General features: G+C 69.9%; 21 protein-coding genes and 2 tRNA genes. 15 read left to right on the top strand and 8 right to left on the bottom strand.

The window, feature by feature from the left end; all coding sequences use genetic code 11:
- Positions 1 to 105: 105 nt before the first annotated feature.
- Positions 106 to 1,545 carry an amino acid permease gene (locus tag ACFYQ6_RS03985; RefSeq protein ID WP_388760285.1) on the bottom strand — a complete coding sequence of 480 codons (1,440 nt, stop codon included), beginning with the start codon at positions 1,543 to 1,545 and terminating at the stop codon, positions 106 to 108.
- A gap of 263 nt (positions 1,546 to 1,808) precedes the next feature.
- Between ACFYQ6_RS03985 and ACFYQ6_RS03980 the strand changes: the two genes are divergently transcribed.
- Complete coding sequence (locus ACFYQ6_RS03980) at positions 1,809 to 2,402, top strand: biotin transporter BioY (protein WP_388760281.1); 594 nt, start codon at positions 1,809 to 1,811, stop codon at positions 2,400 to 2,402.
- Here ACFYQ6_RS03980 and ACFYQ6_RS03975 read toward each other — a convergent pair.
- Together ACFYQ6_RS03975 and ACFYQ6_RS03970 are read right to left on the bottom strand one after the other, a co-directional pair.
- Positions 2,383 to 3,690 carry an FAD-binding oxidoreductase gene (locus ACFYQ6_RS03975; RefSeq protein ID WP_388760278.1) on the bottom strand — a complete coding sequence of 436 codons (1,308 nt, stop codon included), beginning with the start codon at positions 3,688 to 3,690 and terminating at the stop codon, positions 2,383 to 2,385. The two genes, ACFYQ6_RS03980 and ACFYQ6_RS03975, sit on opposite strands and share 20 nt — an antisense overlap.
- Before the next feature lie 90 nt (positions 3,691 to 3,780).
- The gene (locus ACFYQ6_RS03970) at positions 3,781 to 5,220 is read right to left on the bottom strand and encodes an amino acid permease (RefSeq protein WP_361571358.1); all 1,440 of its coding nucleotides are present in this window, start codon (positions 5,218 to 5,220) and stop codon (positions 3,781 to 3,783) included.
- 250 nt (positions 5,221 to 5,470) lie between these two features.
- On the opposite strand from ACFYQ6_RS03970, the gene ACFYQ6_RS03965 reads away from it, so the two are divergent.
- Positions 5,471 to 5,959, top strand: a complete 489-nt coding sequence (locus tag ACFYQ6_RS03965; RefSeq protein ID WP_361571355.1) for a ribose-5-phosphate isomerase — start codon at positions 5,471 to 5,473, stop codon at positions 5,957 to 5,959.
- Between the two features lie 73 nt (positions 5,960 to 6,032).
- Positions 6,033 to 6,854: a DNA-formamidopyrimidine glycosylase family protein gene (locus ACFYQ6_RS03960; protein ID WP_361571353.1), complete on the top strand. Its 822-nt coding sequence runs from the start codon at positions 6,033 to 6,035 to the stop codon at positions 6,852 to 6,854.
- Positions 6,855 to 6,873: 19 nt separating this feature from the next.
- Here ACFYQ6_RS03960 and ACFYQ6_RS03955 read toward each other — a convergent pair whose 3' ends face one another.
- Positions 6,874 to 8,106 (bottom strand): GNAT family N-acetyltransferase, encoded by a 1,233-nt coding sequence (locus ACFYQ6_RS03955; protein ID WP_388760274.1) that lies wholly within the window; start codon positions 8,104 to 8,106, stop codon positions 6,874 to 6,876.
- Between the two features lie 105 nt (positions 8,107 to 8,211).
- On the opposite strand from ACFYQ6_RS03955, the gene ACFYQ6_RS03950 reads away from it, so the two are divergent.
- Positions 8,212 to 9,357, top strand: coding sequence for a PP2C family protein-serine/threonine phosphatase (locus tag ACFYQ6_RS03950; RefSeq protein ID WP_388760271.1), 1,146 nt, complete (start codon positions 8,212 to 8,214; stop codon positions 9,355 to 9,357).
- Between the two features lie 235 nt (positions 9,358 to 9,592).
- Here the strand turns inward: ACFYQ6_RS03950 and ACFYQ6_RS03945 are convergent, their stop codons facing one another.
- On the bottom strand, positions 9,593 to 10,771 hold the full coding sequence (locus ACFYQ6_RS03945) for a cation:proton antiporter (RefSeq protein ID WP_361571346.1): 1,179 nt from the start codon (positions 10,769 to 10,771) through the stop codon (positions 9,593 to 9,595).
- A 162-nt stretch (positions 10,772 to 10,933) separates the two neighbouring features.
- On the opposite strand from ACFYQ6_RS03945, the gene ACFYQ6_RS03940 reads away from it, so the two are divergent.
- Complete coding sequence (locus ACFYQ6_RS03940) at positions 10,934 to 11,434, top strand: HD domain-containing protein (protein ID WP_361571343.1); 501 nt, start codon at positions 10,934 to 10,936, stop codon at positions 11,432 to 11,434.
- Positions 11,435 to 11,482: 48 nt separating this feature from the next.
- Here the strand turns inward: ACFYQ6_RS03940 and ACFYQ6_RS03935 are convergent, their stop codons facing one another.
- A complete protein-coding gene (locus ACFYQ6_RS03935) occupies positions 11,483 to 12,646 on the bottom strand; it encodes an acyltransferase family protein (protein WP_388760268.1) in 1,164 nt (387 codons plus the stop codon).
- Between the two features lie 479 nt (positions 12,647 to 13,125).
- Here ACFYQ6_RS03935 and ACFYQ6_RS03930 point away from each other — a divergent pair, with 479 nt between their 5' ends.
- Entirely contained in the window at positions 13,126 to 13,320 is a 195-nt protein-coding gene (locus ACFYQ6_RS03930; protein ID WP_145801539.1) for a hypothetical protein, read from the top strand.
- A gap of 220 nt (positions 13,321 to 13,540) precedes the next feature.
- Positions 13,541 to 13,888: a DUF1330 domain-containing protein gene (locus tag ACFYQ6_RS03925; protein ID WP_361571339.1), complete on the top strand. Its 348-nt coding sequence runs from the start codon at positions 13,541 to 13,543 to the stop codon at positions 13,886 to 13,888.
- Between the two features lie 130 nt (positions 13,889 to 14,018).
- Here the strand turns inward: ACFYQ6_RS03925 and ACFYQ6_RS03920 are convergent.
- A tRNA-Gly gene (locus ACFYQ6_RS03920) sits at positions 14,019 to 14,092 on the bottom strand.
- A 188-nt stretch (positions 14,093 to 14,280) separates the two neighbouring features.
- Here ACFYQ6_RS03920 and ACFYQ6_RS03915 point away from each other — a divergent pair.
- The 5 genes from ACFYQ6_RS03915 to clpX all read left to right on the top strand — a co-directional run bounded on the left by ACFYQ6_RS03915 (position 14,281) and on the right by clpX (position 19,023).
- Positions 14,281 to 14,357: transfer RNA gene (locus tag ACFYQ6_RS03915), tRNA-Pro, on the top strand.
- A 150-nt stretch (positions 14,358 to 14,507) separates the two neighbouring features.
- Complete coding sequence (gene tig / locus ACFYQ6_RS03910) at positions 14,508 to 15,905, top strand: trigger factor (protein ID WP_361571336.1); 1,398 nt, start codon at positions 14,508 to 14,510, stop codon at positions 15,903 to 15,905.
- 309 nt (positions 15,906 to 16,214) lie between these two features.
- Complete coding sequence (locus tag ACFYQ6_RS03905) at positions 16,215 to 16,820, top strand: ATP-dependent Clp protease proteolytic subunit (protein ID WP_030625849.1); 606 nt, start codon at positions 16,215 to 16,217, stop codon at positions 16,818 to 16,820.
- A 67-nt stretch (positions 16,821 to 16,887) separates the two neighbouring features.
- Positions 16,888 to 17,571: an ATP-dependent Clp protease proteolytic subunit gene (locus tag ACFYQ6_RS03900; protein ID WP_104785645.1), complete on the top strand. Its 684-nt coding sequence runs from the start codon at positions 16,888 to 16,890 to the stop codon at positions 17,569 to 17,571.
- Positions 17,572 to 17,727: 156 nt separating this feature from the next.
- Positions 17,728 to 19,023, top strand: a complete 1,296-nt coding sequence (gene clpX / locus ACFYQ6_RS03895) for an ATP-dependent Clp protease ATP-binding subunit ClpX (protein ID WP_145801542.1) — start codon at positions 17,728 to 17,730, stop codon at positions 19,021 to 19,023.
- A 73-nt stretch (positions 19,024 to 19,096) separates the two neighbouring features.
- On the opposite strand, the gene ACFYQ6_RS03890 is transcribed toward clpX, so the two are convergent.
- Entirely contained in the window at positions 19,097 to 20,098 is a 1,002-nt protein-coding gene (locus ACFYQ6_RS03890) for a hypothetical protein (protein WP_361571332.1), read from the bottom strand.
- A 136-nt stretch (positions 20,099 to 20,234) separates the two neighbouring features.
- Here ACFYQ6_RS03890 and ACFYQ6_RS03885 point away from each other — a divergent pair, with 136 nt between their 5' ends.
- The 3 genes from ACFYQ6_RS03885 to ACFYQ6_RS03875 all read left to right on the top strand — a co-directional run bounded on the left by ACFYQ6_RS03885 (position 20,235) and on the right by ACFYQ6_RS03875 (position 24,874).
- Positions 20,235 to 22,856: a valine--tRNA ligase gene (locus ACFYQ6_RS03885; protein WP_361571329.1), complete on the top strand. Its 2,622-nt coding sequence runs from the start codon at positions 20,235 to 20,237 to the stop codon at positions 22,854 to 22,856.
- A 122-nt stretch (positions 22,857 to 22,978) separates the two neighbouring features.
- A complete protein-coding gene (locus tag ACFYQ6_RS03880) occupies positions 22,979 to 24,502 on the top strand; it encodes a folylpolyglutamate synthase/dihydrofolate synthase family protein (protein WP_361571326.1) in 1,524 nt (507 codons plus the stop codon).
- A 3-nt stretch (positions 24,503 to 24,505) separates the two neighbouring features.
- On the top strand, positions 24,506 to 24,874 hold the full coding sequence (locus ACFYQ6_RS03875) for a DUF4233 domain-containing protein (protein ID WP_361571324.1): 369 nt from the start codon (positions 24,506 to 24,508) through the stop codon (positions 24,872 to 24,874).
- Positions 24,875 to 24,881: the final 7 nt, after the last annotated feature.

Raw genomic sequence — 24,881 nt, 5'->3', positions numbered from 1 at the left:
ACGGTCACGAGGCTCACACAAGGTGCTCACCCGCCTACGGCTTCGCCGCACCGCCCGTGCTGCTCCGGCCTGCGGCTTCGCCCGCCCGTCGCGGTACGGCGCCGCCTACGGCCTGGCCCGCACCTCCCGTACGGCCGCCACGAGCAGGACGAGACCGGTGGCCCCCGCCGACCACAGCACCTGGGGGCGGGCCGCCTCGTCGGTGAGCATCAGCAGCAGGACGGCCAGCAGCCCGGCCAGGGTCGCCCAGGTCAGATACGGGAAACACCACATCCGCAGGGTCAGCGCCTCCGGCGCCTCGCGCTCCAGCCGCCGCCTCAGCCGCAGCTGCGAGGCGGCGATCAGCCCCCAGACGAACAGCAGGACCGCACCGACCGAGTTGAGCATGTGGAGGAAGACCGTGTCGGGCCACTTCAGATTGAGCAGCACCGAGACGAAGCCGAACGCCACCGAGGCCAGCACCGCCCGCCGGGGGACCCCGCCCCCGCCGTGCCCGCCGGTCTTTCCGCGCGACACCTTCAGCAGTCCGCGCGGGGCCTCGCCGCGCTCGGCCAGCGAGAAGACCATCCGCGAGGAGCCGTACAGGTTGGCGTTGAGCGCCGAGAGCAGTGCCACGAACACCACGATGTTCATGATCTGCCCGGCCGACGGCACCCCGATCGAATCCAGGACCTTCACGTACGGGCTGAGGCCGGCCTGCTGCGCGGTCCACGGCAGCACGGTCACGATCACGAGCATGGAACCGACGTAGAAGAAGAGGATGCGCACCACCGCGCTGCGCACGGCGCGTCCCACCGCACGCGCCGGATCGTCGGTCTCGGCGGCCGCGATCGTCACGACCTCCAGTCCACCGAACGCGAACACCACGGTGAGCACACCGGACACCACCCCGTCCCAGCCGTTGGGCAGGAAGCCGCCCTGGCCGGTGAGGTTGGTCAGCCCCACCGCACCGGTGTCCGGGAGCAGGCCGAACACGGCCAGCAGCCCGAGCCCCAGGAAGAGCACGATCGCGACGACCTTGAGCGCGGCGAACCAGAACTCGAACTCGCCGAAGTTCTTCACGGCCGTGAGGTTGGCCGCGGTGAACACCACCATGAAGAGGAGCACCCAGAGCCACTGATCCACGGCGGGGACCCAGGAGTGGGCGATCTGCGCGGCTGCCGTCGCCTCCACGGCGAGGACCACCACCAGCATGAACCAGTACAGCCAGCCCACACTGAAGCCGGCCCAGCGGCCCAGCGCGCGCTCCGCGTGCACGGAGAAGGAGCCGGACGCCGGCATCGCCGCCGACATCTCGCCGAGCATCCGCATCACCAGCATCGCGAGCGTGCCCGCGAGCAGGTAGGAGACCACGACAGCCGGTCCGGCGACCGCGATCCCGGCGCCGGAGCCGACGAAGAGCCTGGCGCCGATCACGCCCCCGAGGCCGAGCATCGTCAGATGGCGCTGCTTCAGCCCGTGAGCCAGGGGCTCGGACGGCAGTGGCCCGGACGACGGGGAGCCGGGCGGGGCGGAGGGGTGCGTGGGGGGAGACGCGTCGTGCATGGGCTGCGGATCACTCTCGGATCATTTATGGGGAACCTACAGTCTCACGCACACGCGCCCTTCTTCGAACGCCGAGCGGGGAGCACCCTCACCTCCGTGACCAGCGTCACGCCGACCGGTGATTGCGTCCCCGTCTTTGTCCGAACCCCACTAAGTCCTCAACCGCCGCTTTGTGGGCGGCTGATGGTGATCCGGCGAGGCCCCGTCGGCTAACGTCACCCTCAGTCCGTCCCTGTCCTGCCGATCTCACCCGCGGAGTCCCGATGAGCACAGCTGCCGCCCCCGTCCGTTCCGGAGCGGTCCTCGCCGACCTGCTGCCCGCGGTCCGCCACCGCTACGCCGTGGACACGGCGCTGGTCGTCGGCGGCGCGGCCCTCACCGGCATCGCGGCCCAGATCGCCGTGCCGGTCCCGGGCTCCCCGGTCCCGGTCACGGGCCAGACCTTCGCCGCGCTGCTCATAGGCACCGCCCTCGGCGCCTGCCGCGGCTTCCTCTCCCTCGCGCTGTACGCGCTCGTCGGCATGGCCGGCATGCCGTGGTTCTCCGGGGGCACCTCGGGCCCCGGCGGCGCCTCGTTCGGCTACGTCCTCGGCATGCTGCTCGCCGCCACGGTCGTCGGGGGCCTCGCCCGCCGCGGCGGTGACCGTTCCGTCCTGCGCACCGCGGGCACGATGGCGGTCGGCTCCCTGATCATCTACGCGGTCGGCGTGCCCTACCTGGCGCTCTCCACCGGCATGTCGATGAGCGCCGCCGTCGCGGCCGGACTGGTGCCGTTCCTCGTGGGCGACGCCCTCAAGGCAGCGCTGGCGATGGGTGCGCTGCCCGCCTCCTGGAAGCTCATCGGGCGTCGCGGCTGACGCCGTAGGCACCACCGAAGAGGCTCGCCGGGTCGTATCGCGACACCAGACCGGCGAGCCTCTCGCGTGTCCGGGGCTCGTGCAGGGCCCGGCAGGACTCCGCGCGGTCCCCGCCGCCGAAGGAGAAGTTGAGCGAGCGGCCCAGGTCGTACGGGGCCGTCGCGCCGGCCACCTCCGCGTACAGGGCCCGTACCGCCGTCACGTCCGTACCGTCCAGCGGTGAGAGCAGCCGCAGCAGGAAACCGGCCTCCCTGTACGGCACCGCGCTGTCGTGCGCGGGCGCGGCGGCCAGCGCGCCGCCCAGGTGGTTGAGCTGCACGACCGTCATCATCGGCGCCTCCGGGCCGGTCAGCTCCAGGACCCGTACGGCGGACCCCGCGTCCAGGTCGCGGAGCATCAGGCCCTCGCCGTAGTAGGCGTGCGGGTAGGGCGGGTCGCTGTGGATCGTGTGGTTCTCGGTGTAGGGCATCTCCCGCAGCGAGTCCGAGAGCACCGGCCCCGCAGCGCGCAGCGGCGCGACCAGCTCCTCGCCCCGCGCCGCCGGGCCCGTGTACGCGACGCGCACCGAGACCACGTACCGGCCGCGCAGGTGCTCCGGGAGCTGAGGCGCGTCGGGGTAGCGCAGTGCCGCCACCGAGGAGGCGCAGGTGTCCGGCACGGTCCGGGTCCACTCCAGGTAGCACCGCAGCACCTCGGGGGCCGCCTCCCCGTCGAAGGTGAGTGAACCGCCGTACAGGCGCTCCACGGCCACCAGGCCGATCTCCAGCCCCGTCACGACGCCCAGCCGGTGGCCGCCGCCGCGCAGCCCCCAGAAGAGGTCGGGCTCGGCGTCCGGCGTGACATGGCGCAGGACTCCGTCGGCGGTCACCACGTCCAGCGAGCGGACATGATCGGCGGCGTAGCCGAACTCCCGGGCCAGGATGCCCAGCCCGCCGCCCAGGGTGTACGAGACGGCGCCGACGCCGGGGGACGAGCCGTTCAGCGGGGCGAGCCCGTGCGGGGCCGCCGCGGCGATCACCCGGCCCCAGGTGACGCCCGCCCCGATCCGCGCGGTGCCGCGGAGCGGATCCACCTCCACCTCGTCCATCCGGCGGGTGCTGATGAGCACCCCGCCCTCCACCGGGCCCGGCAGCCCGTGCCCCGTCGCGTGAACGGCGACGTGCAGCCCGCGCGCGGCCGCGTCCCGTACGGCGTCCCGCACTCCGGCGGGCCCCACGGGTTCGACGAGGCGCTCGGGCGCCAGTGTGAAGGCGGTCTGGAAACTCTCGGGCGGGGTGTGCGTGGTCATGGGAAAGGCTCTCCGTTCGCTCGCGGGATCGCGGGGCGAGGGAGAGCCTCCCGGGTAAACCTGACATCGGCCGTCAGGTATGTGTGCCGGTCACTCGACCGGCGCCGCCGCCTTCCGGCTGCGGGCCTCACGGACCAGCGAGACACCCACGACCAGGGCCGCGACCAGCAGCGAGAGCAGCACCTGCTCGCGCCCGGCGTCGTCGGTCAGCATGTAGACGAGGACGAACGAGATCATCGCGATCGTCGCCCACGTCAGGTACGGGAAGAGCCACATCCGGACGACCAGCTTCTCGGGCGACTCGCGCAGGATGATGCCGCGCATCCGCAGCTGGGTGAAGCAGATGACCAGCCAGACGAACAGGGCCACCGCGCCGGAGGAGTTCAGCAGGAAGGCGAACACCGTGTCGGGCCACTGGTAGTTGAAGAACACCGCCACGAAGCCGAACACGACGGACGACAGGATCGCCGCCTGCGGCACGCCCCGCTTGTTCACCCGGGAGAAGGCCTTGGGCGCGTCTCCCCGCTGTCCCAGCGAGAAGGCCATGCGGGAGGCCGTGTAGAGGCCGGAGTTGAGACAGGACAGCACGGCCGTCAGCACGATGACGTCCATGACCTGGCCCGCGTGCGGGATGCCGATGGCGTTCAGTGCGGCGACGTACGAACCGTCCTCGACGATCGAGGGGTCGTTCCACGGAAGCAGGGTGAGGACGACGAAGATCGAGCCGAGGTAGAAGATGGCGATGCGCCAGATCACGCTGTTGGTGGCCTTGGAGACGGCGCGCCGCGGGTCCTCGGACTCACCGGCGGCCAGGGTGACGATCTCACTGCCCATGAAGGAGAAGACGACCATCAGCACACCGGTGAGGATGGCCCCGGGTCCTTCGGGGAAGAACCCGCCGGTGTCCGTGAGGTGGGCCAGGCCCGACCCCGCGTTGTCCGAACCCGGCAGGACGCCGAAGACGGCGAGCAGCCCGACGACGACGAAGGCGCCGATGGCCACGACCTTGATCCCGGCGAACCAGAACTCGAACTCGCCGTACGAGCCGACGGAGACCAGGTTGGTGGCGGTCAGCACGACCATGACGATCAGGGCCCAGGCCCACTGCGGTACACCGGGGACCCAGCTCTCCAGGATCTTGGCGCCCGCCGTCGCCTCGACGGCGAGCACCACGACCCAGAAGAACCAGTACAGCCAGCCGATGGAGAAACCGGCCCAGCGGCCCAGGGCCCGGTCGGCGTAGGCGGAGAAGGAGCCGGAACTCGGCCGGGCGACGGCCATCTCGCCGAGCATCCGCATGACGAAGACGACCATCAGGCCGACCAGCGCGTACGACAGGAGAATGGCCGGTCCCGCGGCGGCGATACCGGCGCCGGACCCGACGAACAGGCCGGCCCCGATCACGCCGCCGATGGCGATCATCGAGAGGTGGCGGTTCTTGAGACCGGCCTGAAGCCCGTCGGGGGATTCCGGCTTGCCGGGCTCGCCGGGCTGGTGGCCCGGATCAGCCACAGTCGTCTGCGACGTCATGGATCGAATCCTTACGTTTTCTGATCACGTGTGTCGGGTTCATGCCCTCGGCGGGGGTGGTGCGAGGGCAAGGCCACGCATTCAAGCCCGATCGGCACCAGAAGCGGAACCCCTTCATCCGGTTCCTTGACCCGATCGTTGCCCGAGTGGCATGGCGCACAGCCCCGGGTTCCGGCCGGCCCCGGGAAAGGCACATGGCTCCCGACCCCGCTGACGGCTACCCGGTCCGGTCCGTGCCACACTTCGCACCATGCGCGTGTACCTCGGCTCCGATCATGCTGGCTACGAACTGAAGAACCACCTGGTTGAGTGGCTCGCGGCCCACGGCCACGAGCCCGTCGACTGTGGTCCTCACATCTACGACGCCCAGGACGACTACCCGCCGTTCTGCCTCCGCGCCGCCGAACGGACGGCTGCGGACAAGGGCAGCCTCGGCATCGTCATCGGCGGCTCGGGCAACGGCGAGCAGATCGCCGCGAACAAGGTCAAGGGCGTACGCGCCGCACTCGCCTGGAGCGAGCAGACCGCCGCGCTCGGCCGTGAGCACAACGACGCCAACGTCGTGGCCATCGGTGGCCGGATGCACACGGTCGAGGAGTCCACCAAGTTCGTCGAGATCTTCCTCGGCACCCCGTACTCGGGCGAGGAGCGCCACACCCGCCGCATCGAGATGCTCTCGGCGTACGAGAGCACCGGCGAACTCCCCCCGATCCCGGCCCACCACCCGCAGCAGGGCTGACCGGCCCGCACCCGCTCCCCTCGTGCCGCCGGGTACCGCCCGGCGGCACGAGCGCGTTTCCAGGAGACACGCCGTGCCCGAGGGGCATACGATCCACCGCCTCGCCGCCGACCACCACGAGCGCTTCGCGGGCCGCCCGGTGCGGGTGAGCAGTCCGCAGGGCAAGTTCGCCGGAAGCGCGGCGCTGCTGGACGGCCGGACCCTCACCGGCGTCGACGCCCACGGCAAGCACCTCTTCCTGGGCTTCGAGGGCGCGGCCTGGGTCCACGTCCACCTCGGCCTCTTCGGCAAACTGGGCTTCGGTACGACCCCGGCCCCGCCGCCCACCGACACCGTCCGGCTGCGCCTGCTCAACGACGCCCACCACGCCGACCTGCGCGGCCCCACCACCTGTGCCCTGATCACCGGTCCCGAGAAGCGCGCGATACACGACCGGCTCGGTCCGGATCCGCTGCGCGCCGACGAGGACGGTGAGCGGGCCTGGCGCAGGATCTCGCGCAGCCGTGTGACCGTGGCGGCGCTGCTGATGGACCAGGAGGTCGTCGCGGGCGTCGGCAACGTCTACCGCGCCGAGGTCCTCTTCCGGCACGGCATCGACCCGTACCTCCCGGGCAAGGACCTCACGCGCGGCGAGTGGGACGCGATCTGGGCCGACCTCGGCGTGCTGATGCGCGAGGGCGTGCGGAACAACCGGATCGACACCGTGCGCCCCGAGCACCTCCCCGAGGTGATGGGCCGTCCTCCGAGGGTCGACGACCACGGCGGCGAGGTGTACGTCTACCGGCGGGCCCGGCAGGGCTGCCACATCTGCGGTACGGAGATCCGCACGGCGGACCTCGCCGCGCGCAACCTCTTCTGGTGTCCCGGCTGCCAGCCCTCCGCGTCGGGCCGGTAGCCGGGCCGGGGAACGCCCGTCAGAAGCCGTGCGGGCACCACGGCTGCACGTCCGAGGAGAAGGCCAGGGCGGCCCTCGCCAGCGCTCCGGGCCGCAGCTCCCGCACCAGCCCGGCCGCCGCGAGCGTCGTCAGCGACACCCCGCCCAGATAGGCGGCCCCCAACTCGTTCACGGAGAGCGCCAGTTCGGGCTCGTCCGCTGTCCGGCGGCAGGTGACCGCCCCCTGCGCGCCGACGGTCAGCCGCCAACGGCCCTCGTTCCAGGGGCAGAAGGCGTCCTCCACCTCCAGCACCACGTCCACCGGGGCCCGGTAGGCACGCGCCTCCAGGGCCGCGTCCAGGGAGACCAGGCGCACGTACAGCCCGTCCCGCAGCCGGACGTCGCAGCGCCTGACGTCGGAGACCAGCCGGAGCACCGCGTCGTCCACCGGCCGGTTGCGGCACTCGACGGACGAGGTCAGGTCGATTCCGGCCAGGAAGCGCCACAGTGCCGCGTACGAAGCGGGGTCGAGCGCCGCCAGGTCACGCACCGCCACCGTGCCCCGTGGACCGGCGTCGTCCCAGGCGGGCCTGAGGTGGAACGTGGCGTAGCCGGTGACCCCGCCGTCCCGCTCCGCGAGGACGCACTGCAAGGGGGAGCCGCCGTGCCGGCCGCTCTCGGGGTCGTTCACCGGCACCCGCTCCCAGCCGGGCTGCCGCAGCGGGGTGCCGGGCCTGTCCGCCGCCAGCCGTGCGTAGACCGCCTCGCAGGCGTCGAGGGCCTGCTCCGGCGACGACCTGCGCACCCGGACCTCGTCCGTCCCCGGGGGCAGCTTCAGGCCGACCCGGGAGGTGTCGACCCGCAGGTTCATCTCCGTGGTGGCGGCCCCGTACCCGAACCGTCCGTAGATGCCGGGCTCCGAGGCCAGCAGCACGGCGACCGGCTCGCCCCAGGAACGGACGTCGTCCAGCTGGCGCCGCATCATCGATGTCAGCAGGCCCTGCCGGCGGTGGGTCGCGGCGACACTCACCGCGGTGACGCCCGCGGCCGGCACCGCGGCCCCGCCGGGCACGGTCAGCCGGAAGCTGTAGGCCCCGGCCGTCCCCACGCAGTCCGCTCCGTCCCAGTGCCCGAGGGCCCGGTGCGGCTCGGCGAGCGCGGCGTACATCTCGCGGCTCTCCGGGGCGAAGGGGACGCCGCCGAACGCCAACTCGACGCAGCCGAACCAGGTGTCCCATTCCGAGGCGGACAGTGCCCGCAGTTCAGTGGTCATGTGCCCTGCTTACCAGCGCTCCGCCATCCGGGCGACACCGGTCTCGAACACATTGTCACCGGGTCCCCCTGCACCGGAGGCCTCCGGGTCGATAAGGTCCCGACAATGGCACGTCGCGGAGGAGCAGACACCTACACCGCCCGGTGGCGCAGATCGGCGCACCGGGCGCGCATCGCGCTGCGCCGCTCCGGCGTCGACTACTTCCGTGGTGACGGGTCCGACTGGATAGCCCTGGCCGGCCTGCTGATCGTCATCCCGGTGATCACCTGCGTCACCCTGCTGAACCCGGTCTGGTGCTCACCGGCCGCCCTGGCGCTGCCGATCGTCGCGGGCGGTCTGGTGCTGCGGCCGGCCAGTCTCCTCAGCCTCTACGCGACCGCCGCGGCGGCCCTCATCGTGGAGTCCATCGCCCTGGGGCCGTACGCGGACGGGCCCGCCCGGGTCACGCCCGGCACCGTCCTGGTCGTCGCCGCCTGTGGGTTCTTCGGGCTGGTGCTCGCCCAGTTCCGGGCCAGGGTCGGGGTGCCGTGGCGTCGCGGCGGCACGATGCTCTTCGACCTGCGCGAACGGATCCGGGTGCAGAGCGCGCTGCCGCCGCTCTCCGACGGCTGGCACCGGGAGATGGCGCTGCGCCCCGCAGGCGGACAGTCGTTCTCCGGTGACTTCGTCGTCGCCGCCCGTACCAACCAAGGGCGCACCCTGGAGGTCGTGCTCACCGACGTCTCCGGCAAGGGCATGGACGCGGGCTCCCGCGCCCTGTTGCTGTCCGGAGCCTTCGGCGGCCTCCTGGGCTCCCTGCCGCCGCACGGCTTCCTGCCCGCGGCCAACGGCTATCTGCTGCGTCAGGACTGGGACGAGGGCTTCGCCACCTCCATCCATCTCGTCCTGGACCTGGAGTCGGGCGACTACGAGCTCCTCTCGGCCGGCCATCCTCCCGCGCTGCAGCTGCACGCGGGCAGCGGCCGGTGGGAGGAGATGGCAGCCGAGGGACCGCTCCTCGGGGTGTACGACGGCGCGCAGTTCGACGCGGTGAAGGGTTCGCTGGCGCCCGGGGACGTCCTGATGCTCTTCACCGACGGACTGGTGGAGGCGTCCGACCGGGACATGTCCGACGGCATCGACCGGCTGACCGGCGAGGCCGACCGCTACGTCTCCACCGGCTTCGAGGGCGCGGCCTGGCACCTCATCGAGGCCTGCGCGAAGGACGTCAACGACGACCGCGCGCTCCTGCTGCTGTCCCGCCGCGCCTGAACCGTACGTAAGCCGCACAAACCGCTCGGACGTCAACCAGGGCGTCCGGCAGTCACCCGAACGTGAACTGTGCCGGGTGTGCGGGCTCCGCCCCGCCGTGAACCGTGCCGGGTGTCCGTGTCCTGCCCCAGGGGGAAGCGTCCGGGGCCGCTCGTTCCGGGGTCCGCTCGTTCCGCCTCGCCGTGAGCCTTCCGGGTGCGCGGGCCCTGCCCCCGCGCACCCGGGTCTCGCGGCCTCAGACCGGCACCGGCTCCTTCTCGGGCTCCTGGTCCCGCGAGCGCCCTCCGGGCAGGATCCTGGCGAGCCAGTGCGAGCGGCCGGCCGCCAGGGGCGACAGCACCGCGAGCACGAGGACGTATCCGGCGATGAAGGGCGAGAGCCGTTCGTCCAGCCCCGCGCCCGCCGCCATCGTGGCGAGGATCAGCGCGAACTCGCCGCGCGCCAGCAGGGTGGTGGAGATGTTCGCCGTGGCCTTCGGACCGAAGGTGTAGATCTTCGCCGTGGCCATCCCGGCGAAGACGTTCATCGCCACGGTCACCGCGACGGCCGCCAGTACCGGCCACACGACACTCGGCAGGTCACCGGGGTTGATGGACAGCCCGAACGCGAAGAAGAAGATGGCGCCGAACGCGTCCCGCAGCGGGTGGACCAGCTTCAGGATGCGAGGGCCCGAGCTGGTGCTGCCCAGCATCAGCCCGACCATGAAGGCGCCGATCGCGTCGGCGACCCCGAACCATTCGGAGACCCCGGCCACGAAGACGGCGACGCCGAGGAAGGAGATGACGAGGAGTTCGTCGTCCTTGGTGTTCATCAGTTTGCCGACGAGCTTCGTGCCGAACCGGGCCATCAGGGCGAGCAACAGCAGGAAGCCGAAGGCCTTCCCGCCGTCGAGCACCGCCGCGCCGAGGCTGTCGGCGCCGGAGAGGATCGGTTGCAGGGCCGCCAGGTACAGGGCGAGGAAGACGTCCTCGACGACGATGATGCCGAGGATCGGCCGCGTCTCCGGATTGCCGATCCGGCCGAGGTCGACCAGGACCTTCGTGACGATGGCCGACGACGAGATGCCGAGCACGCCCGCGAGCACGAGTGCTTCCGAGGTGCCCCAGCCCAGCGCGAAGCCGAAGCCGAGACCCGCGCCCACGTTGAGGGCGAGATAGGTGCCGCCGGCGAGCGCCATCTTGCGCCCGCCCTTCTTCAGGTCGTCGAGGTGGAACTCGAGCCCCAGGTAGAAGAGCAGCAGCACCAGACCGAGTGCGGAGAGCATCTCCAGGTCGTGGGGATCGTCGAGGAGGACGACCCCGGGCGTGTACGGGCCGAGGAGGATCCCGGCGAGGATGAACAGGGGGATGGTCGGCAGCCCGATACGGCCGCCCACGCGGGCGAGAACTGCGGCGGCGAGGAACGCGCCCCCCATGGCGATGAGCGTGTCTGCGTGTCCGATGAGCCCGTCTCCTTCGTTCGGTCAAGAGTGCGTCAAGGAATCGTCAGTAATTAGTTTACCGAACGATTACCCGTGCTCCTGTGGCCCCTTCGAGGACACGGCGGGCGGCGGGGGAGGGCCGCGTACAGTCGGACCGTGCCGACCTCGTATCTGACCCTGGCCCAGGTGGAGGCGATCGCCCGCGAGGCCCATCGCGCCCAGACCGACAAGGCGGGCCGGCCGTACGCCGAGCACCTCGCCGCGGTCGCCGAGGGCGTACGGCTGCGTGGGGGCAGTGAGGAGCAGATGGCCGCCGCCTGGCTCCACGACGCGGTCGAGGACGGCGTGCTCTCCCCGCGGTGGCTGGACGAGGCGCCGCTGCCCCGGCAGGTCAAAGAAATGGTCCTCGCCGTCACCAAGCGGGACGGCGAGGACCTCTTCGCGTACACCGGGCGGATTCTCGCCACGCCCGGAGCGCTGCTGATCAAGGAATCGGATCTGGCGCACAACGCCGACCCGGACCGGCTCGCGGTCCTGGAGCCGGCGACCCGTACCCGGCTGGCCGAGAAATATGCGCTGGTACGCGGGCTGTTGGGGCTCGACGGAGGTCGGAGGCCCACCGAACAGCGGGATCCGGCCAACCCCGCCGAGGGCTGACCCCCGGACGGCACCGTCCCCGGCGGGAGGGAGCCGATCCGGACAGGCTCAGCGCTCGGCGGAGCTCCGGCGGAACGCCCACTTCATGTCCGGCTCCGTCGCGAAGCGCAGTACGCGCCGCACCGGCGGGGTGCACAGGAGCGTCACGGCCACGGCGGCCACGAGCGAGACGACGACCAGCCCCACGGGGCCCGTGAGCCACTCGTAGCGGTCGAACAGGCCGTAGTAGCCGGCGCCCTTCACCAGGAAGCCGTGGAGCAGGTAGCCGCAGATCGTTCCGGCGCCCAGCGCGGTGAACCACATGTGGCGGCGCGGCACCCAGGCGAGGAACGCGACCGTGAGCAGCAGGGCGCAGCCGAACATGGCGAGGGTCATGACGGGCCCCGCCCACCACTGGAAGTCCATCTCCTGGGCGCTGTTGCTGCGGTAGAACCAGCCGAGCCCCACGCGGGGGGAGACCCAGTAGGCGAAGAGCAGGGCCCCCACGACCAGCGGGAGGGACAGCATCCGCACCTCGCGCCGCCGGATCAGCTGGAAGTGCTCGGGCTTCATCAGCAGGCCGAGCACGAAGAACGGCAGGAGCTGGCAGACGCGTTGCAGGTCCAGGTCGTCGGTGATGCCCGGCGTCACCGAGGCGAGCGCCGCGATCACGAGGGCGACCGGGAGCGGGTGGCGCAGCGACTGCCACAGCGGGGTGGTGACACGCCAGATGAAGAGAGCGATCAGGAACCAGGTGAGGAACAGCGGGTCGAGCAGGGTGATCGGGGTGTCGTCCACGCCGCCCGCGTACCGCTTGAAGAGCGAGTAGGCGGTCTCGAAGAGCACATAGGGCACGACGACCCCGGTGACCAGGCGCTTCACCTTGGCCGGACTCATGTCGAACGACCGCGAGAAGTAGCCGGAGACAAGGATGAAGGCGGGCATGTGGAAGGTGTAGACGACCATGTACAGCGCGCGGGTCGTGCGGCTGCCGTCCATCACCGGCTCCCAGGCGTGGGCCACGGCGACGAGGACGATCGCGAGGTACTTCACGTTGTCGAAGTACGCGTCCCGGCGCTTGGCCGGAGCAGGCGCCGCGGTGCGGGCCGGAGCAGCCTTCGTGACCGTGGACGGCGCCCCCGGGGCCGTCGGGGTCCGCTCGTGTCTGGGCTCCGCCTCCCGGTTCTCGGGGGTGATCGGGGCCCTCTGAATATCGCTCGGAGCTTTGGACATCTCATGCACCTTAGACCCGTTGATCGGTATGCGTAAATCTCTCAAGAGATATCGCGTGTTCCCGCTGATTCGAAAACGAAACTACCGACAACTGCCCGTTACGTAGGGATTCATCCCCCTTAAATGGTGCATATCGTCGGCTGGTTGGTGAGAGTGAATTTCGTCGCACGAACTCCTCGCAAATCGCTGTGAATGAAGTGTGGGGATATGGAAACGATCACACCGGCGATTATCCGAACTGCCGCGCACACAGCGGGCGCACAGTTTTCGCGCACGCCCCGCCGCGCCCCGCCGGGAAGGCGTTCACGCCCGCGTCACACCGGGCGCACGCGGGCGCGAGGTTGGCGTGAACCGGTTGTTTCCCGCCATCACCCGGCAGCAGGCGCAGGGGAGTTGGTGGCACGATGGACGCGACGGAGGTGTGCCGGGCCGCATGCCACCGGGCCGGCAAGGCGGACCGACCAAGGGTGTGATCAGTCGTGGCCATTTCACTGTCTGTGGTGCTTCTGCTGGGGATCGTCCTGGTGGTGCTGATCCGCGGCGGGTCCCTCAAGGGCGGACCGGCGGTGGTCGCCGTGCTCTTCGGGTTCTTCCTGGCCTCGACGGGCATGGCGCCGTCGATCAACAGATTCATGAACTCGATAGCCGACACGATCAACCAGATCAGCTTCTGAGAGCCGCGCGGAAGCGCACGGCCCGGCAGGCGACAGCCCGCCGGGTCACACGCACGGGCGGGTACGGGTGCGTGCGCACCTCGAACACCCTGCTCCGGCCCGGCCGTTCCCGCAGATGGCCTCCCTGCCGGGCGGCCGGCTTTACCCGAGGGGTAATCGAACCCGGTATGCGGACGTGCCAAGCTCCGTCCCGACGGAGCCCCGCCGACCGGAGGACGCCATGACCGCCTATGCGATAGCTCACCTGCAGGACGCCGCGCCGCACCCGGAGATCGCCGAGTACGTCGAGCGGCTCCCCGCCACCTTCGCGGCGCACGGGGGCCGTTTCCTGGTGCACTTCGCGCAGCACGAGGTGAAGGAGGGCGTCTGGCCGGGGAGTGTCGTGGTGCTCGCCTTCCCCGGAATCGCCGAGGCGCGCGCCTGGTGGGACTCTCCCGCGTACCAGGAGATCGCGCCGCTGCGCTCGCGGCACATCGAGGGCGACATCATCCTCGTCGAGGGCGTTCCCGAGGGCTACGACCCGGCCGCCTCGGCCCGGGCGATGCGGGACGCGATGCCTCCCGCGTAGCCGCTGGCGCCACGCCCTCCGGGGCCCGCCGGTGCGAGGCCGGCCCCCTCCGGGGCCGGCAGGTGAGAGGCGTCACGAAAACACTCAGGGCCGGATCCGGAGAAGAATCTCGGACCCGGCCCTGAGCCGTTGGAGCGGGCGACGGGAATCGAACCCGCGTAGCTAGTTTGGAAGACTAGGGCTCTACCATTGAGCTACGCCCGCAAGCACCGCGGAGCCGGTCCGGGAAGCCCGGCGGATCTCGGTACGGACAGCATCGTAGCGGTTCCGGGAAGGTGCGCGCACACCCGTATCGGTGTGCCCCGTGACGCCCTCGGTGCCGGCGTCGGTCACGGCCCGTGCAAAGCGGCCGACGCAGGGCTCTTCTGCATGTACCCTACGTGTCGCACCGACGGGGTGTGGCGCAGCTTGGTAGCGCGTCCGCTTTGGGAGCGGAAGGTCGTCGGTTCGAATCCGGCCACCCCGACCACCAGCAAGATCGCATTGTGGGAGTCCTCCCCCTTGCCGTTACTATGCAAATTGCGTGCCCGTGTGTCTGATGTACCGGGCTCGATCCGCGAAGCCGCCTCTCGGCGGCCCAGCAGAACCCCAAGAAGTCAGCCACCAAGGAGACCGAACCGTGAAGAGCGCCGTGGAGACCCTGAACCCGACTCGGGTTCGGCTCAGCATCGAGGTGCCCTTCGAGGAGCTCAAGGACAGCCTCGACGCGGCGTACAAGAAGATCAACCAGCAGGTCACGGTGAAGGGCTTCCGTAAGGGCAAGATCCCCAACCGGGTCATCGACCAGCGGTTCGGCCGTGGTGCTGTGCTGGAGGAGGCCGTCAACGACGCCCTTCCGAAGTTCTACACCGAGGCTGTCAACGAGGGCGAGCTCAACGTTCTGGGCCAGCCCGAGGTCGACATCACCGAACTCAAGGACGGCGAGCTGCTGGCCTTCACCGCCGAGGTGGATGTCCGTCCCGAGATCGAGATTCCGGACTACTCCGGCATCGAGGTCACCGTGGACGCACTCGAAGTGACCGACGAGGACGTCGAGAAGGCCGTGGAGCAGCTCCGCGAGCGCTTCGCGTCGACCAACCCGGTCGAGCGCGCCGCCGCCGAGGGCGACGTCGTGACGATCGACCTCGAGGCCAAGGTCGACGGCGAAGTCCTTGAGGACGGCGTGGCCGCCGGTGTCTCGTACACCATCGGTTCCGGCGAGCTCCTCGACGGCATCGACGAGGCCGTGACCGGCCTGGAGGCCGGTGGCGAGGCCACCTTCACCTCCGAGCTGAAGGGTGGCTCCGCCGAGGGCAAGGAAGCGGAGGTCACCGTCAAGGTCACCGCCGTCGCCGCCCGCGAACTGCCCGAGCTGGACGACGACTTCGCGCAGATGGCCAGCGAGTTCGACACGCTCGCCGAGCTCCGCGAGGACAGCCGCAAGCGCCTCGAGAACACCAAGCAGTACGACCAGGCCACCCAGGCCCAGGAGCGCGTCCTCGACGAGCTGCTGAAGCTGGCCGAGGTCCCGATCCCCGAGAAGCTGCTCGCGGACGAGGTCCAGACCCGCAAGCACAACCTCGAGCACCACCAGCTCGGCCAGATGGGTCTCGACCTCGAGAAGTACCTCGAGATCCAGGGCAAGACGCTGGAGGAGTTCGAGAACGAGACCTCCGAGCAGGCCATCAAGGGCATCAAGACCCAGTTCATCCTTGACGAGCTCGTCAACAAGGAGAAGCTGAACGTCAACCAGGAGGAGCTCACCGAGCACCTCATGCGGCGTGCCGCTTCCTCCGGCATGAGCCCCGACCAGTTCGCCCAGGCCGTCGTCGAGGGCGGCCAGGTTCCGATGCTCGTCGGCGAGGTCGCCCGCGGCAAGGCGCTCGCCGTGGTCGTCGAGGCCGCCAAGGTCGTCGACACCAACGGTGAGATCGTCGAGCTCGAGGACGACGAGGAGGCCGAGGAGGCCACCGAGACGGCCGAGGCCGCCGAGGACACCGAGGCAGCCGAGGAGAAGGACGGGAAGAACGAGGCCTGAGCCTCGTCCCGACCGTTGATCTGATCCGCACGGCGGGCTCCGGACGCACCGCGTCCGGAGCCCGCCGTCGTATCGGCCCGCGCCCGGTGGACGCCCCCGGGAAGGCGTCCTGCGCGCCCCCGGGACCCTTGTGCGCACTGGCTTACCTTGCGCTCCCAGCGAACAGTTGGGGAAGCGGGATGGCGTTGTCCCACCTGCGCGTTAGGGTCCATGAAGAGGAAGGGTCGGGTAGTCCCGGCCCACCCGGTACGAAGACGCTGAGACGGCCGGAGCCGTCAGAGACGAGCAGGTGGATACGTGACGAATCTGATGCCCTACGCCGCCGGAGAGCCGTCCCTCGGTGGAGGCCTCGGTGACCAGGTCTACAGCCGACTGCTCGGCGAGCGCATCATCTTCCTCGGTCAGCAGGTCGACGATGACATCGCCAACAAGATCACCGCACAGCTCCTGCTCCTTGCCGCCGACCCCGACAAGGACATCTACCTCTACATCAACAGCCCCGGCGGTTCGGTGACGGCCGGCATGGCGGTCTACGACACCATGCAGTACATCCCGAACGACGTGGTCACCATCGGTATGGGCATGGCGGCCTCGATGGGCCAGTTCCTGCTCACCGGAGGCACGGCGGGCAAGCGCTTCGCGCTCCCGAACACCGACATCCTCATGCACCAGGGTTCGGCCGGCATCGGCGGTACCGCCTCGGACATCAAGATCCAGGCCGAGTACCTGCTCCGTACGAAGACGCGGATGGCCGAGATCACCGCCCACCACTCCGGCCAGACCGTGGAGACGATCATCCGCGACGGCGACCGCGACCGCTGGTACACCGCCGAGGAGGCCAAGGACTACGGCCTCATCGACGAGATCATCACGTTCGCGTCGGGCATCCCGGGCGGCGGCGGCACCGGCGCCTGATCCGGGCGTGCACCACCCCGCACCCTCTCGTACGCCGAGACCTCCAGCCCACAGATACGCCACCAGGATGGTGAACACCCACATGAACAACCTCTCCGGCGCCTCCGCGAGCGGCCTCTACACCGGCCCGCAGGTGGACAACCGCTACGTCGTCCCGCGCTTCGTGGAGCGCACCTCGCAGGGTGTGCGTGAGTACGACCCGTACGCGAAGCTCTTCGAGGAGCGCGTGATCTTCCTCGGCGTCCAGATCGACGACGCCTCGGCCAACGACGTCATGGCGCAGCTGCTGTGCCTGGAGTCGATGGACCCGGACCGTGACATCTCGATCTACATCAACAGCCCCGGCGGCTCGTTCACCGCGCTCACCGCGATCTACGACACGATGCAGTTCGTGAAGCCGGACATCCAGACGGTCTGCATGGGCCAGGCCGCCTCCGCCGCCGCCGTCCTGCTTGCCGCGGGTACGCCGGGCAAGCGCATGGCGCTCCCGCACGCCCGTGTGCTGATCCACCAGCCGTCCTCGCAGACCGGCCGTGAGCAGCTCTCCGACCTGGAGATCGCGGCCAACGAGATCCTGCGCATGCGCACCCAGCTGGAGGAGATGCTGGCCAAGCACTCCACCACCCCGCTGGAGAAGATCAGCGAGGACATCGAGCGCGACAAGATCCTTACCGCCGACGACGCACTCGCGTACGGTCTGGTGGACCAGATTGTCTCCACCCGTAAGACAACCGCAGGCGCGTCCGTCTGACGTCGGTGTTTCCCCTTGGCACATTCCGTATCCACGGCCCCGGCCGTGTGAACCGTGCCAAGGGGGGCCCGAACGGGGGGCCAGGCAAGGTACCGTCGGATAGAGGCACCAGGAGCCGCTGAACCAGGCTGCTCCCAGGCGAAGGGGAAGCACCTCGTGGCACGCATCGGTGATGGCGGCGACCTGCTCAAGTGCTCGTTCTGCGGAAAGAGCCAGAAGCAGGTGAAGAAGCTCATCGCGGGACCCGGTGTGTACATCTGCGACGAGTGCATCGATCTCTGCAACGAGATCATCGAGGAGGAGCTCGCCGAGACCTCCGAGGTGCGGTGGGAGGAGCTCCCCAAGCCGCGCGAGATCTACGAGTTCCTCGAGGGGTACGTCGTCGGTCAGGAGCCGGCGAAGAAGGCCCTCTCGGTCGCTGTGTACAACCACTACAAGCGGGTCCAGGCCGGGGAGAACGGCGGCGGCAATCGCGACGACGCGATCGAGCTCGCCAAGTCCAACATCCTGCTGCTGGGCCCCACGGGCTCCGGCAAGACGCTGCTGGCGCAGACGCTGGCCCGCATGCTCAACGTCCCGTTCGCCATCGCCGACGCGACGGCGCTGACGGAGGCCGGCTATGTCGGTGAGGACGTCGAGAACATCCTGCTGAAGCTGATCCAGGCCGCTGACTACGACGTCAAGAAGGCCGAGACCGGGATCATCTACATCGACGAGATCGACAAGGTCGCCCGCAAGAGCGAGAACCCGTCGATCACCCGCGACGTCTCGGGCGAGGGCGTCCAGCAGGCCCTGCTGAAGATCCTGGAGGGCACCACCGCCTCCGTACCGCCGCAGGGCGGACGGAAGCACCCGCACCAGGAGTTCATCCAGATCGACACGACGAACGTCCTGTTCATCGTGGGCGGCGCCTTCTCAGGCCTGGAGAAGATCATCGAGTCGCGGGCCGGCGCCAAGGGCATCGGCTTCGGCGCGACGATCCGCTCCAAGCTGGAGATCCAGGCGAGCGACCAGTTCCAGGAGGTCATGCCGGAGGACCTGGTGAAGTTCGGGATGATCCCCGAGTTCATCGGCCGCCTCCCCGTGCTGACCTCGGTCCACAACCTGGACCGCGAGGCGCTGCTCCAGATCCTCGTGGAGCCGCGCAACGCGCTGGTGAAGCAGTACCAGCGCCTCTTCGAACTCGACGGCGTGGAGCTGGACTTCGAGCGCGAGGCCCTCGAGGCCATCGCCGACCAGGCGATCCTGCGCCAGACCGGCGCGCGCGGCCTGCGCGCCATCATGGAGGAAGTCCTCCAGTCCGTGATGTACGAGGTGCCGTCCCGCAAGGACGTGGCCCGCGTGGTCATCACGCCGGACGTGGTCCGCAACAACGTCAACCCGACGCTGGTCCCCCGCGAGCCGCGCACGATCGGCAAGAACGACGGCGGCCGTCACGAGAAGTCCGCGTAGCGGCGGCGAAGACGACACGCACGCGAAGGGGCGCCCGGCCACCGGCCGGGCGCCCCTTCGCGTGGAGCCGCGATCAGATCTTGGTGCGGGAGGTGTTGTAGAGCTTGGCGGCCAGGGCCGACACCTCTTCCTGGGTCATGGACTTGTTGGTCATGGCCGCGCCGATGTCGAAACCGATGACCGCCCCGACCGTGCTGTAGTCGGCCCAGATGCAGACGGGCATGACCATTTCCTTGGGGCCGCCGGCAGCGGTCCCGTCCGCCTTGTCGTTGACCACCTTCATGTTCTGGCACTTCATGAGCGCGCCTTCGAAGCCGGCCGGGGTGACGCTCTCAGGGCTACCCACCAGCGAGGTCTTGGCATCGTCGCTCTCGGCCATCCCCGCCTTGGCCTGCGCGAACATGCCGTTCAGGGCCTTCTCCGGGTCGCTGACCTCACCCCAGTTGCCGTAGAGCATCAGCATCTTGGTGGTGAGGGGGTTCTTCTCCATGTCCCCGCTCACGTACTGCGCCTCGGCCTTCTGGGGGTTCTTGATGCCCAGGGCCTCGGCCTCTGCCTTCTCCTTGCTCGTCGGCGTATCCGAGGCCGACTTGCCCTTGTCCAGCTTGTAGGTGTCCACCGAGGCGGCGGGTGTCAGCTTGTACCCCTTGGTGGAGTCGGCGACGTCGCTCCCGCCGCCCCCGCCCGAGGTCATGAAGTACACCCCGCCCGCGATGACCGCCAGCGCCACCACGACGCCGCCGATGATCAGGCCCGTCTTCTTCTTCGGGGCGCCCGGCTGCGGCGGCATGCCGGGGTACGCCTGCTGGCCGCCGTACGGCGGGGTGGGCGGCTGCTGGCCGTAGGGGCCCGGCTGCTGGCCCTGCGGGTAGCCGTAGCCCTGCGGGGGCTGCTGCTGCGGCGGGACGCCCTGCGGGGCCTGCTGCGGGTAGCCGTAGCCGGGCTGGCCGCCCTGGGGCGGCTGCTGGCCGTAGGGGTTGGGCTGCTGGCCGTACGGACCCGGCTGCTGGCCGTACGGTCCGGGCTGACCCTGGGGCGGCTGCCCGCCGTACGGGCCCGGCTGGTTGTGACTCATGGCGCTGTCCCCTCCGAATGCTTATGCGTTCCGAACATCCTGGCGGACGCGGCGCTCACATAGGGAATCCGCAGGTACACCGTTACTGAACAAACCGGTTTCAGTGCACGACTGTGACGCCCCTAAACTGTGTGCCGTGACCGAGAACGCAGCGCAGCAGCCAGCCAGCACCCCCGAACTGCCGACCCAGTACGCGCCGGCCGAGGTAGAGGGGAAGCTGTACGAGCGCTGGGTGGAGCGCGGTTACTTCACGGCGGACCCGCAGAGCGAGAAGCCTCCGTACACGATCGTCATCCCGCCGCCCAACGTCACCGGTTCCCTCCACCTGGGGCACGCCTTCCAGCACACGCTGATGGACGCCCTCACCCGCCGCAAGCGGATGCAGGGGTACGAGGCGCTGTGGCTGCCCGGCATGGACCACGCCGGTATCGCCACCCAGAACAAGGTCGAGCAGCAGCTCGGCGAGGAGGGCAAGTCCCGCCACGACCTGGGCCGCGAGGAGTTCGTCCAGCGCGTCTGGCAGTGGAAGGAAGAGTACGGCGGGAAGATCCTCGGCCAGATGCGCCGTCTCGGTGACGGCGTCGACTGGTCCCGTGAGCGCTTCACCATGGACGAGGGGCTGTCCGCCGCCGTCCAGACCATCTTCAAGCGGCTCTACGACGACGAGCTGATCTACCGCGCCGAGCGCATCATCAACTGGTGCCCCCGCTGTCTCACCGCGATCTCCGACATCGAGGTCGACTACCAGGACGACGACGGCGAGCTCGTCTCCATCCGGTACGGCGAGGGCGAGGAGTCCCTGGTCGTCGCCACGACCCGCGCCGAGACGATGCTCGGTGACACCGCGGTCGCCGTCCACCCGGACGACGCGCGCTACACGCACCTCATCGGCAAGCGGATCAAGCTGCCGCTGACCGACCGCACCATCCCGGTCGTCGCCGACCACCACGTCGACCCCGAGTTCGGCACCGGTGCCGTCAAGGTGACCCCGGCGCACGACCCGAACGACTTCGCGATCGGTCAGCGCCACGGCCTGGAGTCGATGACGGTCATGGACGAGCGGGGCGTCATCACCGTCGCCGGCCCGTTCGAGGGACTCGACCGTTTCGAGGCCCGCTCCGCGATCGTCGGCGCGCTGCGCGGACAGGGCCGGATCGTCGCCGAGAAGCGTCCGTACGTCCACTCCGTCGGCCACTGCTCCCGCTGCCGCACGACCGTCGAGCCCCGGCTGTCGCTCCAGTGGTGGGTCAAGGTCGAGACCCTCGCCAAGGCCGCGGGTGACGCGGTCCGTGACGGCCGGGTCGCGATCCACCCCAAGGAGATGGAGAAGCGGTACTTCGACTGGGTCGACAACCTCAACGACTGGTGCATCTCGCGCCAGCTCTGGTGGGGCCACCGCATCCCCGTCTGGTACGGCCCCGAGGGCGAGGTCGTCTGCGTCGGCCCCGACGAGCAGCCGCCCACCGGTGACGGCTGGACCCAGGACAACGACGTCCTGGACACCTGGTTCTCGTCCGGCCTCTGGCCGTTCTCCACGCTCGGCTGGCCCGAGGAGACTCCCGACCTCAAGAAGTTCTATCCGACCGACGTCCTGCTCACCGGCCACGACATCATCTTCTTCTGGGTCGCCCGGATGATGATGTTCGGCCTGTACGTCATGGACGGCGAGGCCCCGTTCAAGACGATCGCGCTCACCGGCCTGGTCCGTGACGAACGCGGCAAGAAGATGTCGAAGTCCTTCGGCAACGTGGTCGACCCGCTGGACTGGATGGACACGTACGGCTCCGACGCCGTCCGCTTCACCCTCGCCAAGGGCGCCAACCCCGGCACCGACGTCCCGATCGGCGAGGACTGGGTCCAGGCCTCCCGCAACTTCGCCAACAAGATCTGGAACGCGACCCGTTTCGCGATGATGAACGGCGCGACGGTGGAGGGGGAGCTCCCGCCCGTCGAGCAGCTCTCGGCCACCGACCGCTGGATCCTGTCCCGGCTGAACAAGACCGTCGCCGACGCCGACGCGTTCTACGAGGACTTCCAGTTCGCCAAGCTCAGCGACGCGCTGTACCACTTCGCGTGGGACGAGGTCTTCGACTGGTACGTCGAGCTGTCGAAGACCACCTTCTTCGCCGGCGGCGAGCAGGCCAAGGTCTCCGCACGCGTCCTCGGTGAGGTCCTGGACGTCACCCTGCGGCTGCTGCACCCGATCGTCCCCTTCGTGACCGAGCAGCTCTGGACCACGCTCACCGGTCAGGAGTCCGTCGTCGTCGCCGACTGGCCCAAGGACAGCGGCTTCCGTGACGACGCGGCCGAGAAGGAGATCGAGCTCGTCCAGCAGGTCGTCACCGAGGTCCGCCGCTTCCGCTCCGACCAGGGCCTGCAGCCCGGCCAGAAGGTCCCGGCCGAGCTGACCCTCACCGGCACGGCGCTCGCCCCGCACGAGGCCGCCATCCGCCAGCTGCTGCGCCTGCAGCCCGCGGAAGAGGGTTTCCACGCCACGGCCACCCTTCCGGTCGCGGGTGCCACGGTCGCTCTCGACCTGTCGGGCACGATCGACGTCGAGGCCGAGCGCAAGCGCCTCACGAAGGACCTGGGCGCCGCCGAGAAGGAGAAGGCCCAGGCCACCGGCAAGCTCGGGAACGAGGCCTTCCTGGCCAAGGCACCGGACAACGTGGTCGACAAGATCCGCGGCCGGCTCGCCAAGGCCGAGGAGGACATCGAGCGGATCACCGCCCAGCTGGCGAACCTGCCGCAGGGCTGATCACCTGAAGCCGGAGCCCCCGCACCCCTGACCGACCGGGAGTGCGGGGGCTTCGCCGTGCGGGGGAGGGCTCGGCCCCGGGCGCTGCGCACGATGTCCGTGCCCATCCGTAGACTGGCCCTGTGAGTGAGCCCCGCCCTTCAGACCGGCACGACGCGTCAGATCCCGACGACACCTTCGCGGAGATCGTCGGCGAAGAGACCCAGCGCGACCCCGACCTGGCGGTGATCGAGGCCGGGAGCCGGACGCTGCGCACCCAGTCGGGCCCGCCGCAGGGTGAGGCCGTCCCCGACCGCCCCGCCGACCCCGAGACCGACCGGGCCCTGCGCGCGGTGGAGCAGGAGCTCGCGGGCCGATGGGGCGAGACCAAGCTCGAGCCGTCGGTGACCCGTATCGCGGCCCTGATGGATGTGCTGGGCGAGCCCCAGCGCGCGTATCCGTCGATCCACATCACGGGGACGAACGGCAAGACCAGCACGGCCCGCATGATCGAGGCACTGCTGGGCGCCTTCGAGCTCCGGACCGGCCGTTACACCTCGCCGCACGTCCAGTCGATCACCGAGCGGATCAGCCTCGACGGCTCCCCGATCGACGCCGAGCGCTTCATCGAGACGTACAACGACATCAAGCCGTACGTCGAGATGGTCGACGCGCAGCAGCCCTACCGCCTCTCCTTCTTCGAGGTGCTGACGGGCATGGCGTACGCGGCCTTCGCCGACGCGCCGGTCGACGTCGCCGTCGTCGAGGTCGGCATGGGCGGCACCTGGGACGCGACGAACGTCATCGACGCGTCGGTCGCCGTCGTCACCCCGATCTCGCTGGACCACACGGACCGCCTCGGCTCCACCCCCGCCGAGATCGCGGGCGAGAAGTCCGGCGTCATCAAGCAGGACGCCACGGTGATCCTGTCCCAGCAGCCGGTCGACGCCGCGCAGGTGATGCTCAAGAAGGCCGTCGAGGTGGATGCCACGGTGGCCCGTGAGGGCATGGAGTTCGGGGTCGTCTCCCGCGAGATCGCGGTCGGCGGTCAGCTGCTGACCCTGCGGGGCGTCGGCGGCGAGTACGACAACGTCTTCCTCCCGCTCTACGGGGCGCACCAGGCCCACAACGCGGCTGTGGCGCTCGCCGCCGTCGAGGCGTTCTTCGGCATCGGCGCCGAACAGGCCCGCAGCCTGGACGTCGAGACGGTGCGCAAGGCCTTCCTCTCGGTGCTCTCGCCGGGCCGGCTGGAGGTCGTGCGGGCCAGCCCGACGGTCGTCCTGGACGCGGCGCACAACCCGGCCGGAGCCCGCGCCGCCGCCGAGGGCGTGTCCGAGGCGTTCAGCTTCTCCCGCCTGATCGGTGTCGTCGGCGCGAGCGACGGCAAGGACGTCCGGGGACTCCTCGAGGCCTTCGAGCCGATCTTCGCCGAGATCGTGGTCACCCAGAACTCCAGTCCCCGCGCCATGGACGCCGACGCCCTCGCCGCACTCGCCGTCGAGGTCTTCGGCGACGAGCGCGTCCAGGTCGAGCCGCGTCTCGACGACGCACTGGAGGCGGCCATCACCCTCGCGGAGGAAGAGGCCGAATACGCGGGCGCCGGAGTCCTGGTGACCGGATCCGTGATCACGGTCGGCGAGGCCCGGCTGCTCCTCGGAAGGCGCTGACCTGTGCGTACGCTCTGTGCATCGACGCTGATCGGTGAGTTCTTCGTCATCGGCTTCGCCGGGCTGGTCGCGATGAAGTCCGACGACCTGTCCATGGCCACGGTCTGGACGGTCTGCGGCATCGGCATGCTGCTCTCGGTGCTGCTCTGCGGCATGATCACCCGACCGGGCGGTATACAGCTCGGCTGGGCGCTCCAGGTCCTGCTCGTGCTGAGCGGGTTCTTCGTCCCGATGATGTACATCCTGGGCGTGATCTTCGGCGCCCTGTGGTGGGCTTCGGTCCATTACGGCCGCAGGATCGACGAGGCCAAGGCGCGATGGGCGGCGCAGGCCGAGGCGCAGGAGAGCACGCAGGCTCCAGCCCAAGGATGACGCAGCG

The organism is Streptomyces sp. NPDC005494, from assembly GCF_042872025.1.
Lineage (GTDB): Bacteria > Actinomycetota > Actinomycetes > Streptomycetales > Streptomycetaceae > Streptomyces.
Note: the sequence above shows the minus strand (reverse complement) of the source record. Positions and strands in the feature narration are given on the sequence as shown.

What these genes read in the sequence shown, in the direction of transcription:
- ACFYQ6_RS03935 (WP_388760268.1), bottom strand. Translation starts at nt 12,646, where the DNA reads ATGTCCAAAGCTCCGAGCGATATTCAGAGGGCCCCGATCACCCCCGAG.
- ACFYQ6_RS03945 (WP_361571346.1), bottom strand. Translation starts at nt 10,771, where the DNA reads ATGGGGGGCGCGTTCCTCGCCGCCGCAGTTCTCGCCCGCGTGGGCGGC.
- ACFYQ6_RS03890 (WP_361571332.1), bottom strand. Translation starts at nt 20,098, where the DNA reads ATGAGTCACAACCAGCCGGGCCCGTACGGCGGGCAGCCGCCCCAGGGT.
- ACFYQ6_RS03900 (WP_104785645.1), top strand. Translation starts at nt 16,888, where the DNA reads ATGGTGAACACCCACATGAACAACCTCTCCGGCGCCTCCGCGAGCGGC.
- ACFYQ6_RS03975 (WP_388760278.1), bottom strand. Translation starts at nt 3,690, where the DNA reads ATGACCACGCACACCCCGCCCGAGAGTTTCCAGACCGCCTTCACACTG.
- ACFYQ6_RS03950 (WP_388760271.1), top strand. Translation starts at nt 8,212, where the DNA reads ATGGCACGTCGCGGAGGAGCAGACACCTACACCGCCCGGTGGCGCAGA.
- ACFYQ6_RS03905 (WP_030625849.1), top strand. Translation starts at nt 16,215, where the DNA reads ATGCCCTACGCCGCCGGAGAGCCGTCCCTCGGTGGAGGCCTCGGTGAC.
- ACFYQ6_RS03955 (WP_388760274.1), bottom strand. Translation starts at nt 8,106, where the DNA reads ATGACCACTGAACTGCGGGCACTGTCCGCCTCGGAATGGGACACCTGG.
- ACFYQ6_RS03965 (WP_361571355.1), top strand. Translation starts at nt 5,471, where the DNA reads ATGCGCGTGTACCTCGGCTCCGATCATGCTGGCTACGAACTGAAGAAC.
- ACFYQ6_RS03985 (WP_388760285.1), bottom strand. Translation starts at nt 1,545, where the DNA reads ATGCACGACGCGTCTCCCCCCACGCACCCCTCCGCCCCGCCCGGCTCC.
- ACFYQ6_RS03970 (WP_361571358.1), bottom strand. Translation starts at nt 5,220, where the DNA reads ATGACGTCGCAGACGACTGTGGCTGATCCGGGCCACCAGCCCGGCGAG.
- ACFYQ6_RS03980 (WP_388760281.1), top strand. Translation starts at nt 1,809, where the DNA reads ATGAGCACAGCTGCCGCCCCCGTCCGTTCCGGAGCGGTCCTCGCCGAC.
- ACFYQ6_RS03925 (WP_361571339.1), top strand. Translation starts at nt 13,541, where the DNA reads ATGACCGCCTATGCGATAGCTCACCTGCAGGACGCCGCGCCGCACCCG.